The organism is Aliiruegeria lutimaris, assembly GCF_900099935.1.
In the GTDB taxonomy this organism is placed as follows: domain Bacteria; phylum Pseudomonadota; class Alphaproteobacteria; order Rhodobacterales; family Rhodobacteraceae; genus Tropicimonas; species Tropicimonas lutimaris.
Map to the genome: position 1 here is coordinate 1 of NZ_FNEK01000002.1, position 14,927 is coordinate 14,927.

At 64.0% G+C, this 14,927-nt stretch carries 13 protein-coding genes and 1 tRNA gene; 4 read left to right on the forward strand and 10 right to left on the reverse strand.

The window, feature by feature from the left end; genetic code table 11:
* Together BLR85_RS01280 and BLR85_RS28975 are read left to right on the forward strand one after the other, a co-directional pair.
* Window positions 1–311, forward strand: a 311-nt coding sequence (locus tag BLR85_RS01280) for a transposase (RefSeq protein WP_139188281.1), incomplete at its 5' end; no start/stop codon positions are given.
* 20 nt (window positions 312–331) lie between these two features.
* Window positions 332–583, forward strand: coding sequence for a site-specific integrase (locus tag BLR85_RS28975; protein WP_342028764.1), 252 nt, complete (start codon window positions 332–334; stop codon window positions 581–583).
* A gap of 27 nt (window positions 584–610) precedes the next feature.
* Here the strand turns inward: BLR85_RS28975 and BLR85_RS01285 are convergent.
* The 8 genes from BLR85_RS01285 to BLR85_RS01320 all read right to left on the reverse strand — a co-directional run bounded on the left by BLR85_RS01285 (window position 611) and on the right by BLR85_RS01320 (window position 8,569).
* A tRNA-Arg gene (locus BLR85_RS01285) sits at window positions 611–687 on the reverse strand.
* 141 nt (window positions 688–828) lie between these two features.
* On the reverse strand, window positions 829–1,932 hold the full coding sequence (locus tag BLR85_RS01290; protein WP_093147911.1) for a class I SAM-dependent methyltransferase: 1,104 nt from the start codon (window positions 1,930–1,932) through the stop codon (window positions 829–831).
* 73 nt (window positions 1,933–2,005) lie between these two features.
* Window positions 2,006–2,941 carry a 2-hydroxyacid dehydrogenase gene (locus tag BLR85_RS01295; RefSeq protein WP_093147915.1) on the reverse strand — a complete coding sequence of 312 codons (936 nt, stop codon included), beginning with the start codon at window positions 2,939–2,941 and terminating at the stop codon, window positions 2,006–2,008.
* Window positions 2,938–4,086 (reverse strand): rod shape-determining protein RodA, encoded by a 1,149-nt coding sequence (rodA, locus tag BLR85_RS01300; protein ID WP_093147920.1) that lies wholly within the window; start codon window positions 4,084–4,086, stop codon window positions 2,938–2,940. Before rodA ends, BLR85_RS01295 begins: the two co-directional genes overlap by 4 nt.
* A 10-nt stretch (window positions 4,087–4,096) precedes the next feature.
* Window positions 4,097–6,016, reverse strand: coding sequence for a penicillin-binding protein 2 (mrdA, locus tag BLR85_RS01305; protein WP_093147925.1), 1,920 nt, complete (start codon window positions 6,014–6,016; stop codon window positions 4,097–4,099).
* On the reverse strand, window positions 6,013–6,552 hold the full coding sequence (locus BLR85_RS01310) for a hypothetical protein (RefSeq protein ID WP_093147928.1): 540 nt from the start codon (window positions 6,550–6,552) through the stop codon (window positions 6,013–6,015). Before BLR85_RS01310 ends, mrdA begins: the two co-directional genes overlap by 4 nt.
* Window positions 6,545–7,480 (reverse strand): rod shape-determining protein MreC, encoded by a 936-nt coding sequence (gene mreC / locus BLR85_RS01315; protein ID WP_093147932.1) that lies wholly within the window; start codon window positions 7,478–7,480, stop codon window positions 6,545–6,547. The genes BLR85_RS01310 and mreC overlap by 8 nt, the downstream gene beginning before the upstream one ends.
* Window positions 7,481–7,531: 51 nt before the next feature.
* Complete coding sequence (locus BLR85_RS01320; protein WP_068309010.1) at window positions 7,532–8,569, reverse strand: rod shape-determining protein; 1,038 nt, start codon at window positions 8,567–8,569, stop codon at window positions 7,532–7,534.
* 300 nt (window positions 8,570–8,869) lie between these two features.
* On the opposite strand from BLR85_RS01320, the gene BLR85_RS01325 reads away from it, so the two are divergent.
* Window positions 8,870–9,664 carry a YdcF family protein gene (locus BLR85_RS01325; RefSeq protein ID WP_170844420.1) on the forward strand — a complete coding sequence of 265 codons (795 nt, stop codon included), beginning with the start codon at window positions 8,870–8,872 and terminating at the stop codon, window positions 9,662–9,664.
* A 48-nt stretch (window positions 9,665–9,712) separates the two neighbouring features.
* Here the strand turns inward: BLR85_RS01325 and BLR85_RS01330 are convergent, their stop codons facing one another.
* Together BLR85_RS01330 and BLR85_RS01335 are read right to left on the reverse strand one after the other, a co-directional pair.
* Window positions 9,713–11,278 (reverse strand): 2-isopropylmalate synthase, encoded by a 1,566-nt coding sequence (locus tag BLR85_RS01330; RefSeq protein WP_093147940.1) that lies wholly within the window; start codon window positions 11,276–11,278, stop codon window positions 9,713–9,715.
* A 331-nt stretch (window positions 11,279–11,609) separates the two neighbouring features.
* Window positions 11,610–13,052, reverse strand: a complete 1,443-nt coding sequence (locus BLR85_RS01335) for an MORN repeat-containing protein (RefSeq protein WP_244520579.1) — start codon at window positions 13,050–13,052, stop codon at window positions 11,610–11,612.
* A 211-nt stretch (window positions 13,053–13,263) separates the two neighbouring features.
* On the opposite strand from BLR85_RS01335, the gene BLR85_RS01340 reads away from it, so the two are divergent.
* Complete coding sequence (locus BLR85_RS01340) at window positions 13,264–14,925, forward strand: NAD+ synthase (RefSeq protein ID WP_093147947.1); 1,662 nt, start codon at window positions 13,264–13,266, stop codon at window positions 14,923–14,925.
* Window positions 14,926–14,927: the final 2 nt, after the last annotated feature.

Genomic DNA, 14,927 nt, shown 5'->3' on the forward strand with positions numbered 1-14,927 from the left:
CTGAACCCGGCCGGATGTCATCGGGTGAGATTGCTGCCATGACCGGTTTGGCACCGGTCCCACATGACAGCGGGGCGATGCAAGGCAGACGCGTTATCGCGGGCGGACGAAGATCATTGCGACATGTGCTGTACCAGGCCGCGCTCGCCGCCGCTTGTCACAATCCGGTTCTGAAGCCGGTCGCAAAACGCCTCAAGGAGCGTGGAAAGCCACACAAGCTCGTCATCATCGCAATCGCCCGAAGGTTGGTCACAATCGCTAACGCGATCATCAAAACCGATACCCCATGGCGTCTTAAGCTCGATGAATAGACACAGTTGCTAGCAACGTCATTGCCAATGCTGCCCGCGGCGCTGGCATTGAAGGCCGAAGCGCCCACGGCCTGCGCAAATCACGCCTGACAATAATGGCGGAACTCGGCGCACCGGCTCATGCGATCATGTCGTGGAGCGGTCACAAGACGTTGGCAGAGGCGCAAGAATTCACGGTCAAGGCGGACCGGAAACGGGTGCTGATTGGACCGGAACAAAAACAGAACACGGTAAACCAAGCCAAACTGAGCAGTAAACTGGAAAGAAAATGATGCTGTATCAACATCTTACAGAAGGGATGGCGACCCCTACAGGACTCGAACCTGTAACCCCGGACTTAGAAGGACCGTGCTCTATCCAGTTGAGCTAAGGGGCCGTTTGGGCGGGCCGGTAACTGGGCCGCGAACCTCTCTTACAGGCAATCGGACGCTGTATCAAAGGGCAATTCGGAGGCGCCAGCACACCGCGCCGTTCCGGTGTTCGAGCGTGGCGCCCGACAGGCCGACCGTGCCGGAACTCAGTAGCCGCGCCGGCGGCTCGCCTGCAGGATCGGCTCCCAGACAGACCGCAGCGGTGTGCTTTCGGGCGTGACATTGGTCCCGATCAGCTCCGCCTTCCGGCGCAGGGAGGTCGCTTTCCTTGGCGCGGTGCCCGTTAGGTAGAGCCGCGTGGAAAGGCGCGCACAGCCGAGCGCCTCTGCGCGCGGAGCGAAACCGGCATGGCCGACGATCAGCAGCGTCTCTGGACGGGCCGATGCGATGACATAGTCCTCCAATTCCCGAAGCTCGCGTGACGCTTTCAGCGGCAGACAGATATGGATCGCGTCGAACATGTCATAGGAGGCGAAATTTCGTGCCTCGCCTTCCAGAACACCCGCCTTCGGGGCGCCGGCGTTGCTGAACAGGTCCCGGGCGGCCTGCGCGCAGTCCGGATCGCGTTCGAGGCCGTAGGCCTCGTCGAAGAACTGCAATGCCGAGAGAACCTGAAGGCCGACACCGCAGCCCACGTCGAGAAAGCGGGTCCGCTCATGGCGGTCCTGTGCCTTGAGAACCCGCCAGCACGCGAGCGCAAGCGCCATGAACTCGGATTGCGACAAGCCGGTCTGCGTGCCGTATCCCGCCCTGCCGGTCGCGGCGGATGGCTGGTTCGGGGCGAGCACGCATAGCAGTTGCGCCATGGTACGGTCCGCCGCATCGAGCGCTGCCGTGTGAACGGGACCTGCCTTTTCCCTCTGGTATTCGAGGCTGCGCCGGCGCGGCGGGCATTGCTCCGAGATCCGGGCCTGCACGGTATTCCATCCATTGGCCCAGTTGCGCATCAGCCCAACCTGCGCCGAAAAGGCGAGCCAGTCCGGCGGGCGGATCTGGCGGGCATCGCCGTCCACCTCCAGCGTCTCGCCGGCGGCGTGATAGGCGGCGTCGAACTGTGGGATCAACTGGCGCAGTTGGTGGATCTGATGGGTAATCCGGGTCTGCGCGGCGAAGATCGCCGGCCGGTTCATCCGGTCCGCCTTGTCGAGTTCCCTGGCGATGAGTTGGCACTGGGCATGGATTTCTTCGCGCAACCCGTGAAGGCGTTGTGCAATCTGCTCAAGGCTCTGGTTCTCATGCAGCACGGCCATTCCCCGCTTTTGGCGGTTTCGCTCAGAAGGAAAGCCTAGGGGATGGGCCCGCCCCGGTAAAGGGCGCCCGGGCCTAGTAGCCGCGCTGGCGGTCCACGACGTGGAGAAAGGGTTTTCCCTGCTCGCCACGGCGGATGTTGTCCACGATCACCTTCGAGGCGGTTTCCGCCCGGGTCGCGGATGCGATATGCGGCGTGACCGTCACCCGCGGATGAGACCAGTAGGGGTGCTCTGCCGGCAGCGGCTCGGTGCGGAAGACATCGAGCGTTGCATGGCCGACATGGCCGCTGTCGAGCGCTTCGAGCAGGGCCGTGTCGTCGATCAGCGGGCCGCGGCCCGGGTTGAGAATACAGCAGCCCTCCGGCAACTGGTCGATATGCGGGGCGTTCAGCATGTTCTCGGTTCCGGGCGTCAGCGGCAGCAGCAGCACGAGAATCTGGGCCCGCGCCAGCGCCTGTTCGAGCCCTTCCGGCCCCGAGAGACAGGAGACACCCGCGACCGATTTCGCGCTGCGGCTCCAGCCCGTGACCGGGAAATTGAGCGCCGCGAGCGCTTTCGCGCAGGCCGAGCCGAGCGCGCCGAGGCCGAGCACCGTCACGGGGCGGTTGCGGGCGAGCGGCGGCACCTTGGGCAGCCATTCGCCGGACTGGTTGGCCAGCGCATGGTCGATATCGAGATGGTAGCGCAGCACGTGGCCCACCACCCATTCGACCATGCCCTCGGTCAGCCCGTTATCGACCATGCGTGCGAGAGGCACCTGCAGCGTCGGGTTGCCGACGACATCCTCCACCCCGGCCCAGAGGTTCAGCACCGCTTTCAGCCGCGAATAGGGCCGAAAATCCTGCACCTCCGAGCTGGGTGCGTAGACGATGTAGTCGATCTCGGAAGGGGGCCCGAGATCGGGGCCGAGTTGTGCCTCGATCCCGGCCTCCGCCAGCCAATGCCGCAAATGCGGCTCGTATTCCGCCCAGCCGGTTTCGTTGGCGGCGAAGAGGATATTGAGCGTCATGCCGGGCCTCGCGGACGGTGCACATGGGCGGATTGGACGAGGCCGAAGGCGGCCAGCAGCACCAGCATGGCGGAGCCTCCATAGCTGACCAGTGGCAGCGGCACGCCGACGACCGGTGCCAAGCCCATGACCATGGACATGTTCACCGCGAAAAACAGGAAAAAGGTCGCCGCGATGCCAATTGTCAGCAGCGAGGCGAAGCGGTCCTTGTTCGTCATCGCTGAAGCGATGCAAAAGACGATGATCAGCCCGTAGAGCGTCAGCAGCGAGGCCGCGCCGATGAAACCGAATTCCTCGGCCAGCGTGGTAAAGATGAAATCGGTATGCTTTTCGGGCAGGAAGTTCAGCCGCGACTGCGTGCCCTGCATGAAGCCGCGGCCGGTCCAGCCGCCCGAACCGAGGGCGATTTTCGACTGCGTGATGTGGTACCCGGCGCCGAGCGGGTCGGAATCGGGGTCGAGGAAGGTATCTATTCGCCGGAACTGGTAGTCCTGGATCAATTGCCAAGGCGTGCCACGCGATTTCAGGACCGCTGCCACCAGCCCGACACCGGCACCGATGACGGTGGCGAAATAGGCCCAATGCACGCCCGCGGCGAACATGACGATGCCGCCGCCCGCGACCAGAAGGATCGCGGTGCCGAGGTCCGGCTGGCGCAGAACGAGGAAGGTCGGCAGCAGGATGATGAGAACGGGCAGGATCACCCAGAAGATGCGGCTGACCTTTCGGATATCGAGCCAGTCGTAATAGGCGGCCAGGAACATCACCAGGGTGATCTTGGTCAACTCCGATGGTTGCAGCCGCAACGGTCCGATATCGATCCAGCGCTGTGCGCCCATGCCTGTCGTGCCGACAAACTCCACCGCGACCAACAAAAGGAGCGAGACGAGATAAGCCAGAGCGGCGATGTTGCGCCAGAAATAGACCGGCACCATGGCTATTACGAACATCGCGACCATTCCGAGGGCGAAACGCTTCATCTGTGGCTCGGCCCAGGGCGTGAGCGAGCCGCCCGCGACCGAGTAGAGCATCAGGAAACCCATGGACGAGACGGCGGTCAGCAGCAGGATCAGGCCCCAGTTCAGGTAGAGAACCTTCGAAAAGCCGGTTGGGACGGTCTGTACGCGGTATTCAAGATAGGACATTCCCGGCCCCTTACGCCCGATCGCTTACATTCGGCCCGCTCTCCCGGCTGCGCAGGGGCATGGACTCGAAAATCTCGGCAACCTTGGCCCGCTCGCCGGCCGGGTAGACCTCAAGCGGCGGCACGTCACCATGCAGGGCGCGGGCCACGATGTCGCGTGCCACTGGTGCGGCTGCGGAGGAGCCGCCGCCGCCATGTTCGATGACAACCGACACGGCGATACGCGGTTTGTCGTAGGGCGCGAAGCAGACGAAGAGCGCGTGGTCGCGCTGCTCCCACGGCACCTCGGAGTTCTTCACTACGACCGAACGGACCTGGCTGGTGCCTGTCTTGCCGGCGAATTCCATCTCGTCGGGCAGCAGCCGCGCGCGATAGGCCGTTCCGCGCCGCGAGTTGACGACCGAGAACATCGCCTTGCGCACCTGTTGCAGGGTGGTGGGCGGCAAGCCGATCGGACCATCGGTCAGGATGGGTTGCTCGACCGAGTCGACGGATTTCACCAGCCGCGGGCTGATCGCCTCCCCGGTGGCGATCCGGGCGGACATCACCGCGAGTTGCAGCGGCGAGGCGAGCACGAACCCCTGTCCGATAGAGGCATTGAGGCTGTCGCCCACCATCCAGCTCTCCTGCCGGCGGGCCTCTTTCCACGCCTTGGTAGGCGCGAGGCCCTCGGCGACGGCGGACATGGGCAGCTCATGGCGGATCCCGATGCCGAGCCGCTTTGCCATTTCCGAGATCTTCTCGATCCCCACGCGCTCGGCCAGTTCGTAATAATAGACGTCGCAGGAGCGCATCAGGCTGTCATGCAGGTCGACGAAGCCATGCCCGCCCCGCTTCCAGCAATGGAAGCGGCGGGTGCCGAGCTGCTTGTAGCCGCCGCAATAGATCGTCTCGCCGGCTGTTACCACGCCTGCCTCATGCGCGGCCAGCGCCGTGACCATCTTGAAGGTGGAGCCGGGCGGATAGGTGCCCTGAACGGATTTGTCCGCGAGCGGGCGGTGGTCATTCTCTGTGAGTGCGCGGTAATCCTTCACGGAGATCCCGCGCACGAACAGGTTCGGATCAAAGGCCGGCGCCGAGGAAATGGCGAGGATGTCGCCGTTGTTCACATCCATCACCACGGCCGCGGCGCTTTCGCTGCCCAGCCGGGCGTTGACGAAATTCTGCAGGTCGTGATCCAGCGTGAGCTGGAGATCCGCCCCTTTCTGGCCTTCCTGCCGGGACAGTTCCCGCATCACCCGGCCACCGGCATTCACCTCGATTCGCTTGGTGCCGGCCGATCCGCGCAGCTGATCCTCGCGCTTCGCTTCCAGCCCGATCTTGCCGATCTGGAATTTCGGGATCTGCAGCAGCGGGTCCGGGTCTTCCAGCTTGGACAGATCGTAATCCGAAACCGGGCCGACATAGCCGACCACGTGGGCGAAATCGGCGCTGAGCGGATAGTGCCGGGTCAGGCCGACCTCCGGCGTCACGCCGGGCAGGGCAGGGGCGTTGACCGCAACTTCGGCCACGTCTTCCCAGTCAAGCTGATCCGCGATCGTGACCGGCACGAAGGGGCTGCGCCGCCGGACTTCCCGCAAGGCGCGCTCGACATCGTCATCCGAGAGCGGCACGAGGGTGCGGAGCTTGGCGAATGTTTCGTCCAGATCGCCCGCATCCTCGCGAACGATCACGATGCGGTAGTTCTGAACATTCTCGGCAATCGGCTGGCCGGTACGGTCGAAGATCAGCCCGCGCGCCGGTGGAATCAGGCGGATATTGATCCGGTTTTCCTCGGCCAGCAGGCGGAACTCCTCGGCCTGGTCCACCTGCATGTAGCGCATCCGGCCGGCGAGCACGCTCATGAAGGCCAGCATGGAGCCGCCAAGCACCAGCCCGCGGCGGGTGATCCGGCGGGCGCTTTCCTCTGTATCCTTGGGCGGGCGTCTCACAGGCGTCTCCCCAATGCATCGGCCTCACGCGGTGCGGCGGCGCGCACTCCGAGCACATAATGCGACAGGAGGACCACAAAAGGATAGACCGCCGCCGTGAAAAGTGATCGCAGTAGCGCCAGCCCGAGCGGCGGTCGCTGGATCATCACGATCGAAAGCGCGATCTGGTTGAGCGCCACCATGGCCAGCATCACCGCCGTGACCGTTGCCCATTCCACCGGGAAGGGCAGCGCGCGGGACATGTCCCGGCGCGACCGCAGGATCTCTGTTCCGATGATAACCAGCGCCGCACCCAGCCCGGGCGGGCGTTGCAGGAGCAGGTCCAGGAAAAGGAACAGCGCGGCCAGCAACAGGACCGGCACATAGGACGAGCGCCGCAGTACCCAGGCGAAGGTCAGCGCAATGGTCAGGTCCGCCCCGGGCAGGTGGCCCGATCCGGTCCCCAGCGGCAACATCTGGAAGAAAGCCAGCAGGAGGACGAGCGCACAGAATAACAGCCGATAGCTCCACGTGCGCAGGGTAATCGGGTCAACCATCCTCGCCGGGCTCCCCATCTCCCTTTGCGTCCGCGGTCTCGTCGGGGGCGGGCTCGGGTTGCGGCTGGGGTGGCACGATCAGCCCGCCGGTATCGGTGATCACCTCGCCCTGGTGGCTGCGAAGAACGCGGAGGAATTCGAGTTGCTCGTAATCGGCCGCGAGCCAGACCCGGTAGCGTCCATCCGGCCCGAGCGCGAGCTGACCCACCAGCATGCCCGAGGGGAACACCCCGCCATCGCCGGAGCTGACAACCCTGTCACCGGGTTTTAGCGCGTCGAGATCCTCGACGAATTCCAGCGCCGGCCGGGCGGAGTTGTCGCCGGCAAGAATGGCCTTCTGGCCCGATGGCTGGATGGTGACCGGCAGTCGGCTGGCGGCATCGGTGAGCAGAATCACCCGCGAGGTGTTCTTGCCCACGCCGGAGATGCGCCCGACGATGCCGAGCCCGTCCATCGTGGCCCAGCCATCCTTGATCCCGTCCCGCTCACCCACGTTCAGCAGGACCGACTGCCGGAAAGGCGAGCCGGAATCGGCAACGACTACGCCGGAAACCGAGGTGAGCTTGGGGTCCAGCCGCACGCTATTGAGCGCCAGAAGCTTTGCGTTCTGCTGTTCCAGCTGAACCGCGGCTTCCTTCCAGGCCTTCATCTGCTGAAGCTCGCGGCGCAGTTCCTGGTTCTGCTGGTAGATGCGCTGATAGGACTGGAAGTCCTCCAGCATGCCGGCGAAATGCGTCAGCGGCACGCTGGCCCATTCGAAGCTGGGCACGACCCGGTCGACAAGGTCGGAGCGGTAACGCTCGACCCGCGGGCTGTCGATGCGCCAGATGAGAAAGACCGCAAGGCAGAACAGAACCAGCCCGCCGACAAGGATCCGGCGCACGGGGCGGACATAGTCGATATCCGAGTTGTTTCGGTTCTGTGCCAAGCGGGGTTGCTCCTGCCAGCCTGCCGGCCGGTATCAGGGCCGGAGCATCGGTTAGCTTTCGTAATCTATCGCATGCCGCAGCTGCTTTTCATACTCCAACGCCTTGCCAGTACCGAGGGCAACGCAACTCAGCGCTTCGTCAGCAACCGAAATCGCCAGCCCCGTCTGCTCGCGCAGCGCGAGGTCCAGCTCACCCAGCAGCGCGCCGCCACCGGTGAGCATGACGCCACGGTCGACGATGTCGGCGGCGAGATCCGGTGGCGTGGCTTCAAGCGCCTGCATCACCGCCTCGCAGATCGCCTGAACAGGCTCGGAGAGGGCCTCGGCCACCTGCGCCTGGTTGATCTCGGTTTCCTTGGGCACGCCGTTGAGCAGATCGCGGCCGCGAATCTGCATGCTCGCGCCACGCCCGTCATCGGGCATCCGTGCCGTGCCGATCGAGGTCTTGATCCGTTCCGCTGTGCTGTCGCCCACGAGGATGTTCTGCTGGCGGCGCAGATAGGAGACTATGGCGTCATCCATCCGGTCGCCACCGATGCGCACCGAGCGCGCATAGACGATGTCGCCCAGCGAAAGCACGGCCACCTCGGTGGTGCCGCCACCGATATCGACGACCATGGAGCCCGTCGGGTCCGTGATCGGCATGCCGGCACCGATGGCTGCGGCGATGGGTTCGGCAATCAGCCCGGCGCGGCGGGCGCCCGCCGAGAGCACGGATTGGCGAATGGCGCGCTTTTCAACCGGGGTCGCGCCATGGGGCACGCAGACGATGATCTTGGGCTTGGTGAAGGTCGTGCGCTTGTGCACTTTGCGGATGAAATGCTTGATCATCTCCTCCGCGGTGTCGAAATCCGCAATCACGCCTTCCCGCATCGGTCGGATGGCCTGAATGCTGCCGGGCGTGCGACCCAACATCATCTTGGCATCCTCGCCCACGGCCAGAACTTCCTTGCGGCCGTTCTTCGTGTGATAGGCAACCACGGAAGGCTCGTTGAGAATAACACCCCTGCCTTTCACATAGACAAGCGTGTTCGCCGTCCCGAGGTCGATTGCCATGTCTGAGGAAAACAACCCGCCAAACAGCGCCATATTAAGTCCTGTTCTTATCATGCCAATGGATTACAATCCCGGCGACTCCCCAGCCGCGGGACGTCGGACTTATAGTCGTGCGGGACGACATGTGAAAGCCACAATACAGAGAGCGTCGGCGGTGCATCGCCGGTCCGGCGCCGACTGCCCGAAACTCGTTCTTGTGCGGTTATGGCGGGAGGGCTTGTCCCGCAGGACAATTCCCGGTGAATTAAAGTAGCTCTCGTTTACAAAGAGGCGACAAGTAATCATGGAATGTGCCGGTCAACCCGAAGCGGCGCAAGAACAAGGCGGCGCGATTTGGATACGATCTTCTTCATACTCTCCAAGGTGGTATGGACCTGTCTCAAGCCCGAAACCTGGATCGTGGTCGGGCTGGTCGCGACCTGCCTTCTGTTGTGGCGGCGTCGGGTTGCGGGGGCCATGGTCTCGACCCTGGTGACGCTGATTTTCGTGCTGGTCGTCGGCTATTTCCCCATTGGGGCGTGGCTCTTGCGCCCGATCGAAGCGCAATACCCCCCGAACCCGCCATTGGAGCGCGTTGACGGAATCATCGTTCTCGGCGGTGGCGAATGGGCGCCGATCCACGGCCAGCCACAAGTGAATGAAGGCGCAGAACGGTTCATAGAAGCGATGACGTTGGCGCGGCGTTTCCCGGAGGCCAAGGTTATGTTCACCGGCGGAAGCGGGGCGCTGTCCGATCTCGGAACGGTGCCGGGCCTGTCGGCGGGCACGGCGGAGCTTTTCTTTAGCGCGATGGGATTGGAGCAGGAGCGTTTGCTGCTGGAGCCGGCCTCGCGCAACACCGCCGAGAACGCGGAAATGGGACTCGCGCTTGCCCAGCCGGCGCCGGACGAAACCTGGGTGCTTGTCACCTCGGCCTTTCACATGCCGCGGGCGATGCGCTCCTTCGAGGCGGTCGGGTGGACCGGCCTCGTCGCCTGGCCCAGCGATTTCCAGGCAGTGTCGGGCGCCGCGCCGAAATGGAGCTTCAAAGAGAATACCGGATGGTGGTTGGCGCTGAACCTCGAGAGCCTGAACGTGGCCGCCAAGGAATATGTTGGCCAGATCATCTATCGCCTGACGAACCGATAGGCGGGCGGGCCGGCACGCCTCGCGCCCGCCCGCCCGTTATCATCGATCTCAGCTCACCGCATCGCGATAGTCGATTTCCTTTTGATCCGTGCCCGTCTTCTTGCGGCGCACGATCAGACGGTTCAGCGCGGCAACATAGGCCTTGGCCGAGGCCACGACCGTGTCGGTATCGGCAGACTGGCCGGTGACGATGCGGCCATCCTCTTCCAGCCGCACGCTGACGGTGGCCTGCGCGTCCGTCCCGCGGGTGACGGCGTGTACCTGATAGAGCTTCAGATGCGCGTTATGCGGGAAGATCTGCTTCACGGCGTTGAAGGTCGCGTCCACCGGGCCGTCGCCGGAGGCCGAAACCATGTGGTCCACCCCGTCGACGCTCATTACCAGGTCGGCCGATTGCGGCGCCTGGGTGCCGCAGATCACGCGCAGGAACTTGACCTTCAGCTTGTCGTCGACCTCGCTGCCCGCGTCACGCATCAGCGCGATCAGGTCGTCGTCATAGACTTCCTTCTTGCGGTCGGCGAGCTCCTTGAAGCGGACGAAGACATCCTTCAGCTGGTTGTCGCCCAGGTCATAGCCCAGGTCATGCAGCTTGGCGCGCAGCGCGGCGCGGCCGGAATGCTTGCCCATGACCAGGTTTGTGGCGCTCAGCCCCACGTCCTCGGGACGCATGATCTCGAAATTCTGCGGGTTCTTCAGCATCCCGTCCTGGTGGATGCCGCTCTCATGCGCGAAAGCGTTCTTGCCCACGACGGCCTTGTTGAACTGAACCTGGAAGCCCGAGACATCGGCCACCCGGCGAGAGATGTTCATGATCTTCCGCGTGTCGATACCGGTGGTGTAGGGCATGATGTCATGGCGCACCTTGAGCGCCATCACGACCTCTTCCAGCGCGGTATTGCCCGCGCGCTCGCCCAGACCGTTGATCGTGCATTCGATCTGCCGCGCGCCGGCTTCCACCGCGGCCAGCGCGTTGGCGGTCGCCATGCCGAGGTCGTTATGGCAGTGGGTGGCAAAGATGACGTCATCGGCGCCCGGCACCCGCTCCAGCAGCATGCGGATCAGGTCGGCGCTCTCGCGCGGAGCCGTGTAGCCCACGGTATCGGGGATATTGATCGTCGTCGCACCCGCCTTGATCGCGATCTCGACCACGCGGCACAGGTAATCATGCTCGGTCCGCGTCGCGTCCATCGGTGACCACTGCACGTTGTCGCACAGGTTGCGGGCATGGGTGACCGTCTCGTGGATCTTGTCTGCCATCTCGTCCATTGTCAGGTTCGGAATGGCGCGGTGCAGCGGCGAGGTGCCGATGAACGTATGGATACGCGGGCGCTCCGAGTGGCGCACGGCCTCCCAGCAGCGGTCGATATCCTTGAAATTGGCGCGCGCCAGGCCGCAGATCACGGCATGTTCCGTCACCTCGGCAATATCGCGCACGGCTTCGAAATCCCCCTCCGAGGCGATCGGGAAACCGGCTTCGATGATATCCACGCCCATATCGTCGAGCATCTGGGCAATCTCCAGCTTCTCGTCATGGGTCATGGTCGCGCCGGGGCTTTGTTCGCCATCGCGCAGGGTCGTGTCAAAAATGACAACGCGGTCTTTGGTGTCGGTCATGGGGTCGGTTCCTTGGTGTCCTTCAATCCTGTGGCGCGCTTGCCAAGCCCTCTGAGCGGACGCGCCGAACTGGCACGCTCAGAGGCGGCTAAGGAGAAGGAGAAGACCGGCAAGCGGACGCGCCTGCGCAAAGGCAGGGGCGGAATGGATATGCCGGTCGGTCATCATGGGGGCGACTATACGCAGGCAAATCGGAAAGAAAAGGTTGAATTCTCGCAAAAGGCGGACAGAAGGCCGCGTTTTACAGTCCTGTGCCGCATGTGCCGCGTGCTTCGGCCGGAGAATTCCGGACGGAAGACGCCCGCATCCACGAAATAACGGCGCGAACGGCTCACTCGGTCGCGGGGGATTCTCCGGTATCGGCGGGTGTTTCCGTTTCCGCCGGTGCAGCGGTGGGCGTGGCTTCCTCGACCAGTTCGCCCTTTTCCCAGATCCCGGCGCGTTCCTCGCCACCGGCATAGCGCATCGTGCCTTCGCCCTGAGGCACGCCGGCGCTGAAGGCGCCTTCGTAGGTGTCGCCGTTCACGTAGGTGGCAACGCCGTCGCCGTCGATCTCGCCGCCGTTCCAGCCGCCTGTATAGGTGAAGCCTGAAGGCGTGGTCAGCGTGCCCTGGCCGCTGCGCTGTCCTTCGACGAAACCGCCCTCGTAGGTGCTGCCATCGGTATAGGTCGCCTTGCCCTGTCCGTTGCGCATGCCCTCGGCCCATTCGCCCTCGTAGCGGTAGCCGTCGGGATAGGTCATCACGCCGTAGCCGTGATATTTCGCCTCCTTGAAGGCGCCTTCGTAGACACCGCCATCGGCATAGGTCGCGACGCCCTGGCCCTCCATCACGTTCTCGACCCAGTCCCCGTCATAGGAATTGCCGCCGGGATAGGTGATCTTGCCCTTGCCATGGGCCATGTTGTTCTCGATCTGGCCGATATAGATCGACCCGTCGGGATAGGTCACCCGGCCCTGTCCCTCCATCTTTCCGTCCACCCACTGGCCGACATAGATGAAACCGTCCATGCCGGTGAAAGTGCCCTGTCCGGAGCGCTTGTCGTCCTCGAAAGCGCCCTCGTAGGTGTCGCCGCTGGGATAGGTGGCCTTGCCCGCGCCGTGCCGGCGGCCATTCACGAACAGCCCCTCGTAGACCTCGCCCGAGGGCTGGGTCAGCGTGCCGAGCCCGTTGATCTGACCGTTCTTCCAGGAGCCGTCATAGGTGAACCCGTCCGGCTTGGTCAGCTTGCCCTGACCGGACCGAAGGCCACGGCTGAGGTTGCCGACATAGACCGACCCGTCCTCCTCGGTGATCGTGCCCTTGCCTTCCTTGATGCCGGCCACCCACTGGCCCTCGTACTTGTAGCCGTCCGGCGAAACGAGCGTGCCCTGGCCCTCGTGCAACGCATTCACAAAGCCACCTTCGTAACGCATCCCGTTGGCATATTGGGCGATGCCCTGGCCGGTCATCTCGTTTTCGACCCATTCGCCCTCATAGGTGGAGCCGTCCGCAAAAGTGATCTTGCCATAGCCATGCGGCTTGCCCTTGGCGAAATGGCCTTCATAGACGGAGCCATCGGGGAAGCGGGCAATGCCCTGGCCGAGAATCTCGCCCTCGACCCAGTCGCCGACATACTCATAGCCATTGGGAAGGCGATAGGTGCCCTTGCCGTGCTGTAGCCCGTTCTTGAAGGTGCCCTCGTAGACCCCGCCATTGTCATACTGCTTGGTCTGAACGGTTGCGCCCTGCGAAAAGGCCGTGCCGGACGCGAAAAGCGCGATTGCCGAGGCCATCAGGATCGGTTTCGCCTGTCGGATCATGTCTGCTCCCCATGTGCGACCGGGGTTTTCTGCCGGGGTCGTTTGGGTGCCAACCCTACTTGCCGGCCCCTTGGGGAGCAACGGTTTTTGCCCCCGATAGGTCCTCTTCGGCTTCCATGCGCGCGCCTTTCTGCTAAGAGGTCTCCGGCCTCGCCCTCCCGAGGCCGCACGAAGGAGCCCGTACATGACCCGCTTCCGCCTGACGCTGGCACAGCTCAACCCCACTGTCGGGGATCTTCGCGGCAATGCCGCAAAGGCACGTGACGCCTGGTCCGCCGGCAAGGCGGCGGGCGCCGACATGGTGGCCCTGCCCGAGATGTTCCTGTCCGGCTACCAGTGCCAGGACCTGGTGATGAAGCCCGCTTTCGTGGCCGATTGCCGGGGCGTTCTGGAAGAGCTGGCCGCGGATTGCGCAGACGGTCCGGCGCTGGGGATCGGCCTGCCCTGGTTCGAGGGAGTGGAGCTGTTCAACATCTATGTCGTCCTCAAGGACGGCCAGATTGCGACTCAAGTGGTCAAGCATCACCTGCCCAATTTCAATATCTTCGACGAGAAACGGTATTTTTCGAGCGGCGACGTACACGGACCGACTTCCGTCGGCCCGATCCGGCTCGGCATCCCGATTTGCGAGGATGCCTGGCACCCGGATGTCTGCGAAACGCTGGCCGAGACCGGGGCGGAGCTGTTCATGGTGCCCAACGGCTCGCCCTATTTCCGTGGCAAGCGCGAGATGCGGTTGACGCATATGGTCTCCCGCGTGATCGAGAACGGGCTGCCGCTGGTCTATCTCAACATGGTCGGCGGGCAGGATGACCAGGTTTTCGACGGTGGTTCCTTCGTACTGAACCCGCATGGCGAGCTTGTTGTGCAGTTGCCGCTTTTCGACGAGGCGATCGCGCATGTCGATTTCGTCGAAGGAGCGGATGGCTGGCACGCCGAGGCGGGCGAGATGGCGCACCTGCCCGATGAGTGGGAGCAGGATTACCGCGTGATGGTCGAGAGCCTGCGCGATTACCTCGGCAAGACCGGCTTCAATAAGGTTCTGCTCGGCCTCTCGGGCGGGATCGACTCGGCTCTGGTCGCCGCGATTGCGGCTGACGCGATCGGGCCGGAGAATGTGCGCTGCGTGATGCTGCCCTCCGAATACACCTCGAAGGAATCGCTGGAGGATGCCGCGGGCGTCGCCAGGGCGCTGGGCACCCGGCTCGACGAGTTGCCGATTTCCGGTCCGCGAGCCGCGGTGACGGAGGCGCTCGCCCCGCTCTTTGCCGGCACCCAGCCGGATCTGACCGAAGAAAACATCCAGTCCCGCCTGCGCGGGCTGCTGCTGATGGCGCTGTCGAACAAGTTCGGCGAGATGCTGCTGACCACGGGCAACAAGTCCGAGGTCGCGGTGGGCTATGCCACGATCTACGGCGACATGGCCGGCGGCTATAACCCGATCAAGGATCTCTACAAGATGCGGGTCTTCGAGACCTGCCGCTGGCGCAACGCCAATCACCGCAACTGGATGAAGGCGCCGGAAGGCGTGGTGATCCCGCCGCGCGTGATCGACAAGCCGCCTTCGGCGGAGCTGCGCGAGGACCAGAAGGACGAGGATTCGCTGCCGCCCTATCCGGTTCTGGACCGCATCCTCGAAGCGCTGGTCGACGAGGACAAGAGCATCGGCGAGATCGTGGCCGAGGGCTTCGACATCGCGGATGTGCGCAAGGTGGAGCACCTGCTCTACATTTCCGAATACAAGCGGTTCCAGTCGGCTCCCGGCGCGCGGCTGACCCGGCGCGCCTTCTGGCTCGACCGTCGCTACCCGATCGTCAATCGCTGGCGTGACCGCTACGAGGGCTGACG

Bases quoted from the DNA above. Each gene is read 5' to 3' on its own strand.
- BLR85_RS01340 (WP_093147947.1), top strand. From the start codon at position 13,264: ATGACCCGCTTCCGCCTGACGCTGGCACAGCTCAACCCCACTGTCGGG.
- BLR85_RS01310 (WP_093147928.1), bottom strand. From the start codon at position 6,552: ATGGTTGACCCGATTACCCTGCGCACGTGGAGCTATCGGCTGTTATTC.
- BLR85_RS01290 (WP_093147911.1), bottom strand. From the start codon at position 1,932: ATGGCCGTGCTGCATGAGAACCAGAGCCTTGAGCAGATTGCACAACGC.
- BLR85_RS01295 (WP_093147915.1), bottom strand. From the start codon at position 2,941: ATGACGCTCAATATCCTCTTCGCCGCCAACGAAACCGGCTGGGCGGAA.
- BLR85_RS01330 (WP_093147940.1), bottom strand. From the start codon at position 11,278: ATGACCGACACCAAAGACCGCGTTGTCATTTTTGACACGACCCTGCGC.
- rodA (WP_093147920.1), bottom strand. From the start codon at position 4,086: ATGTCCTATCTTGAATACCGCGTACAGACCGTCCCAACCGGCTTTTCG.
- BLR85_RS01335 (WP_244520579.1), bottom strand. From the start codon at position 13,052: ATGGCCTCGGCAATCGCGCTTTTCGCGTCCGGCACGGCCTTTTCGCAG.
- BLR85_RS01320 (WP_068309010.1), bottom strand. From the start codon at position 8,569: ATGGCGCTGTTTGGCGGGTTGTTTTCCTCAGACATGGCAATCGACCTC.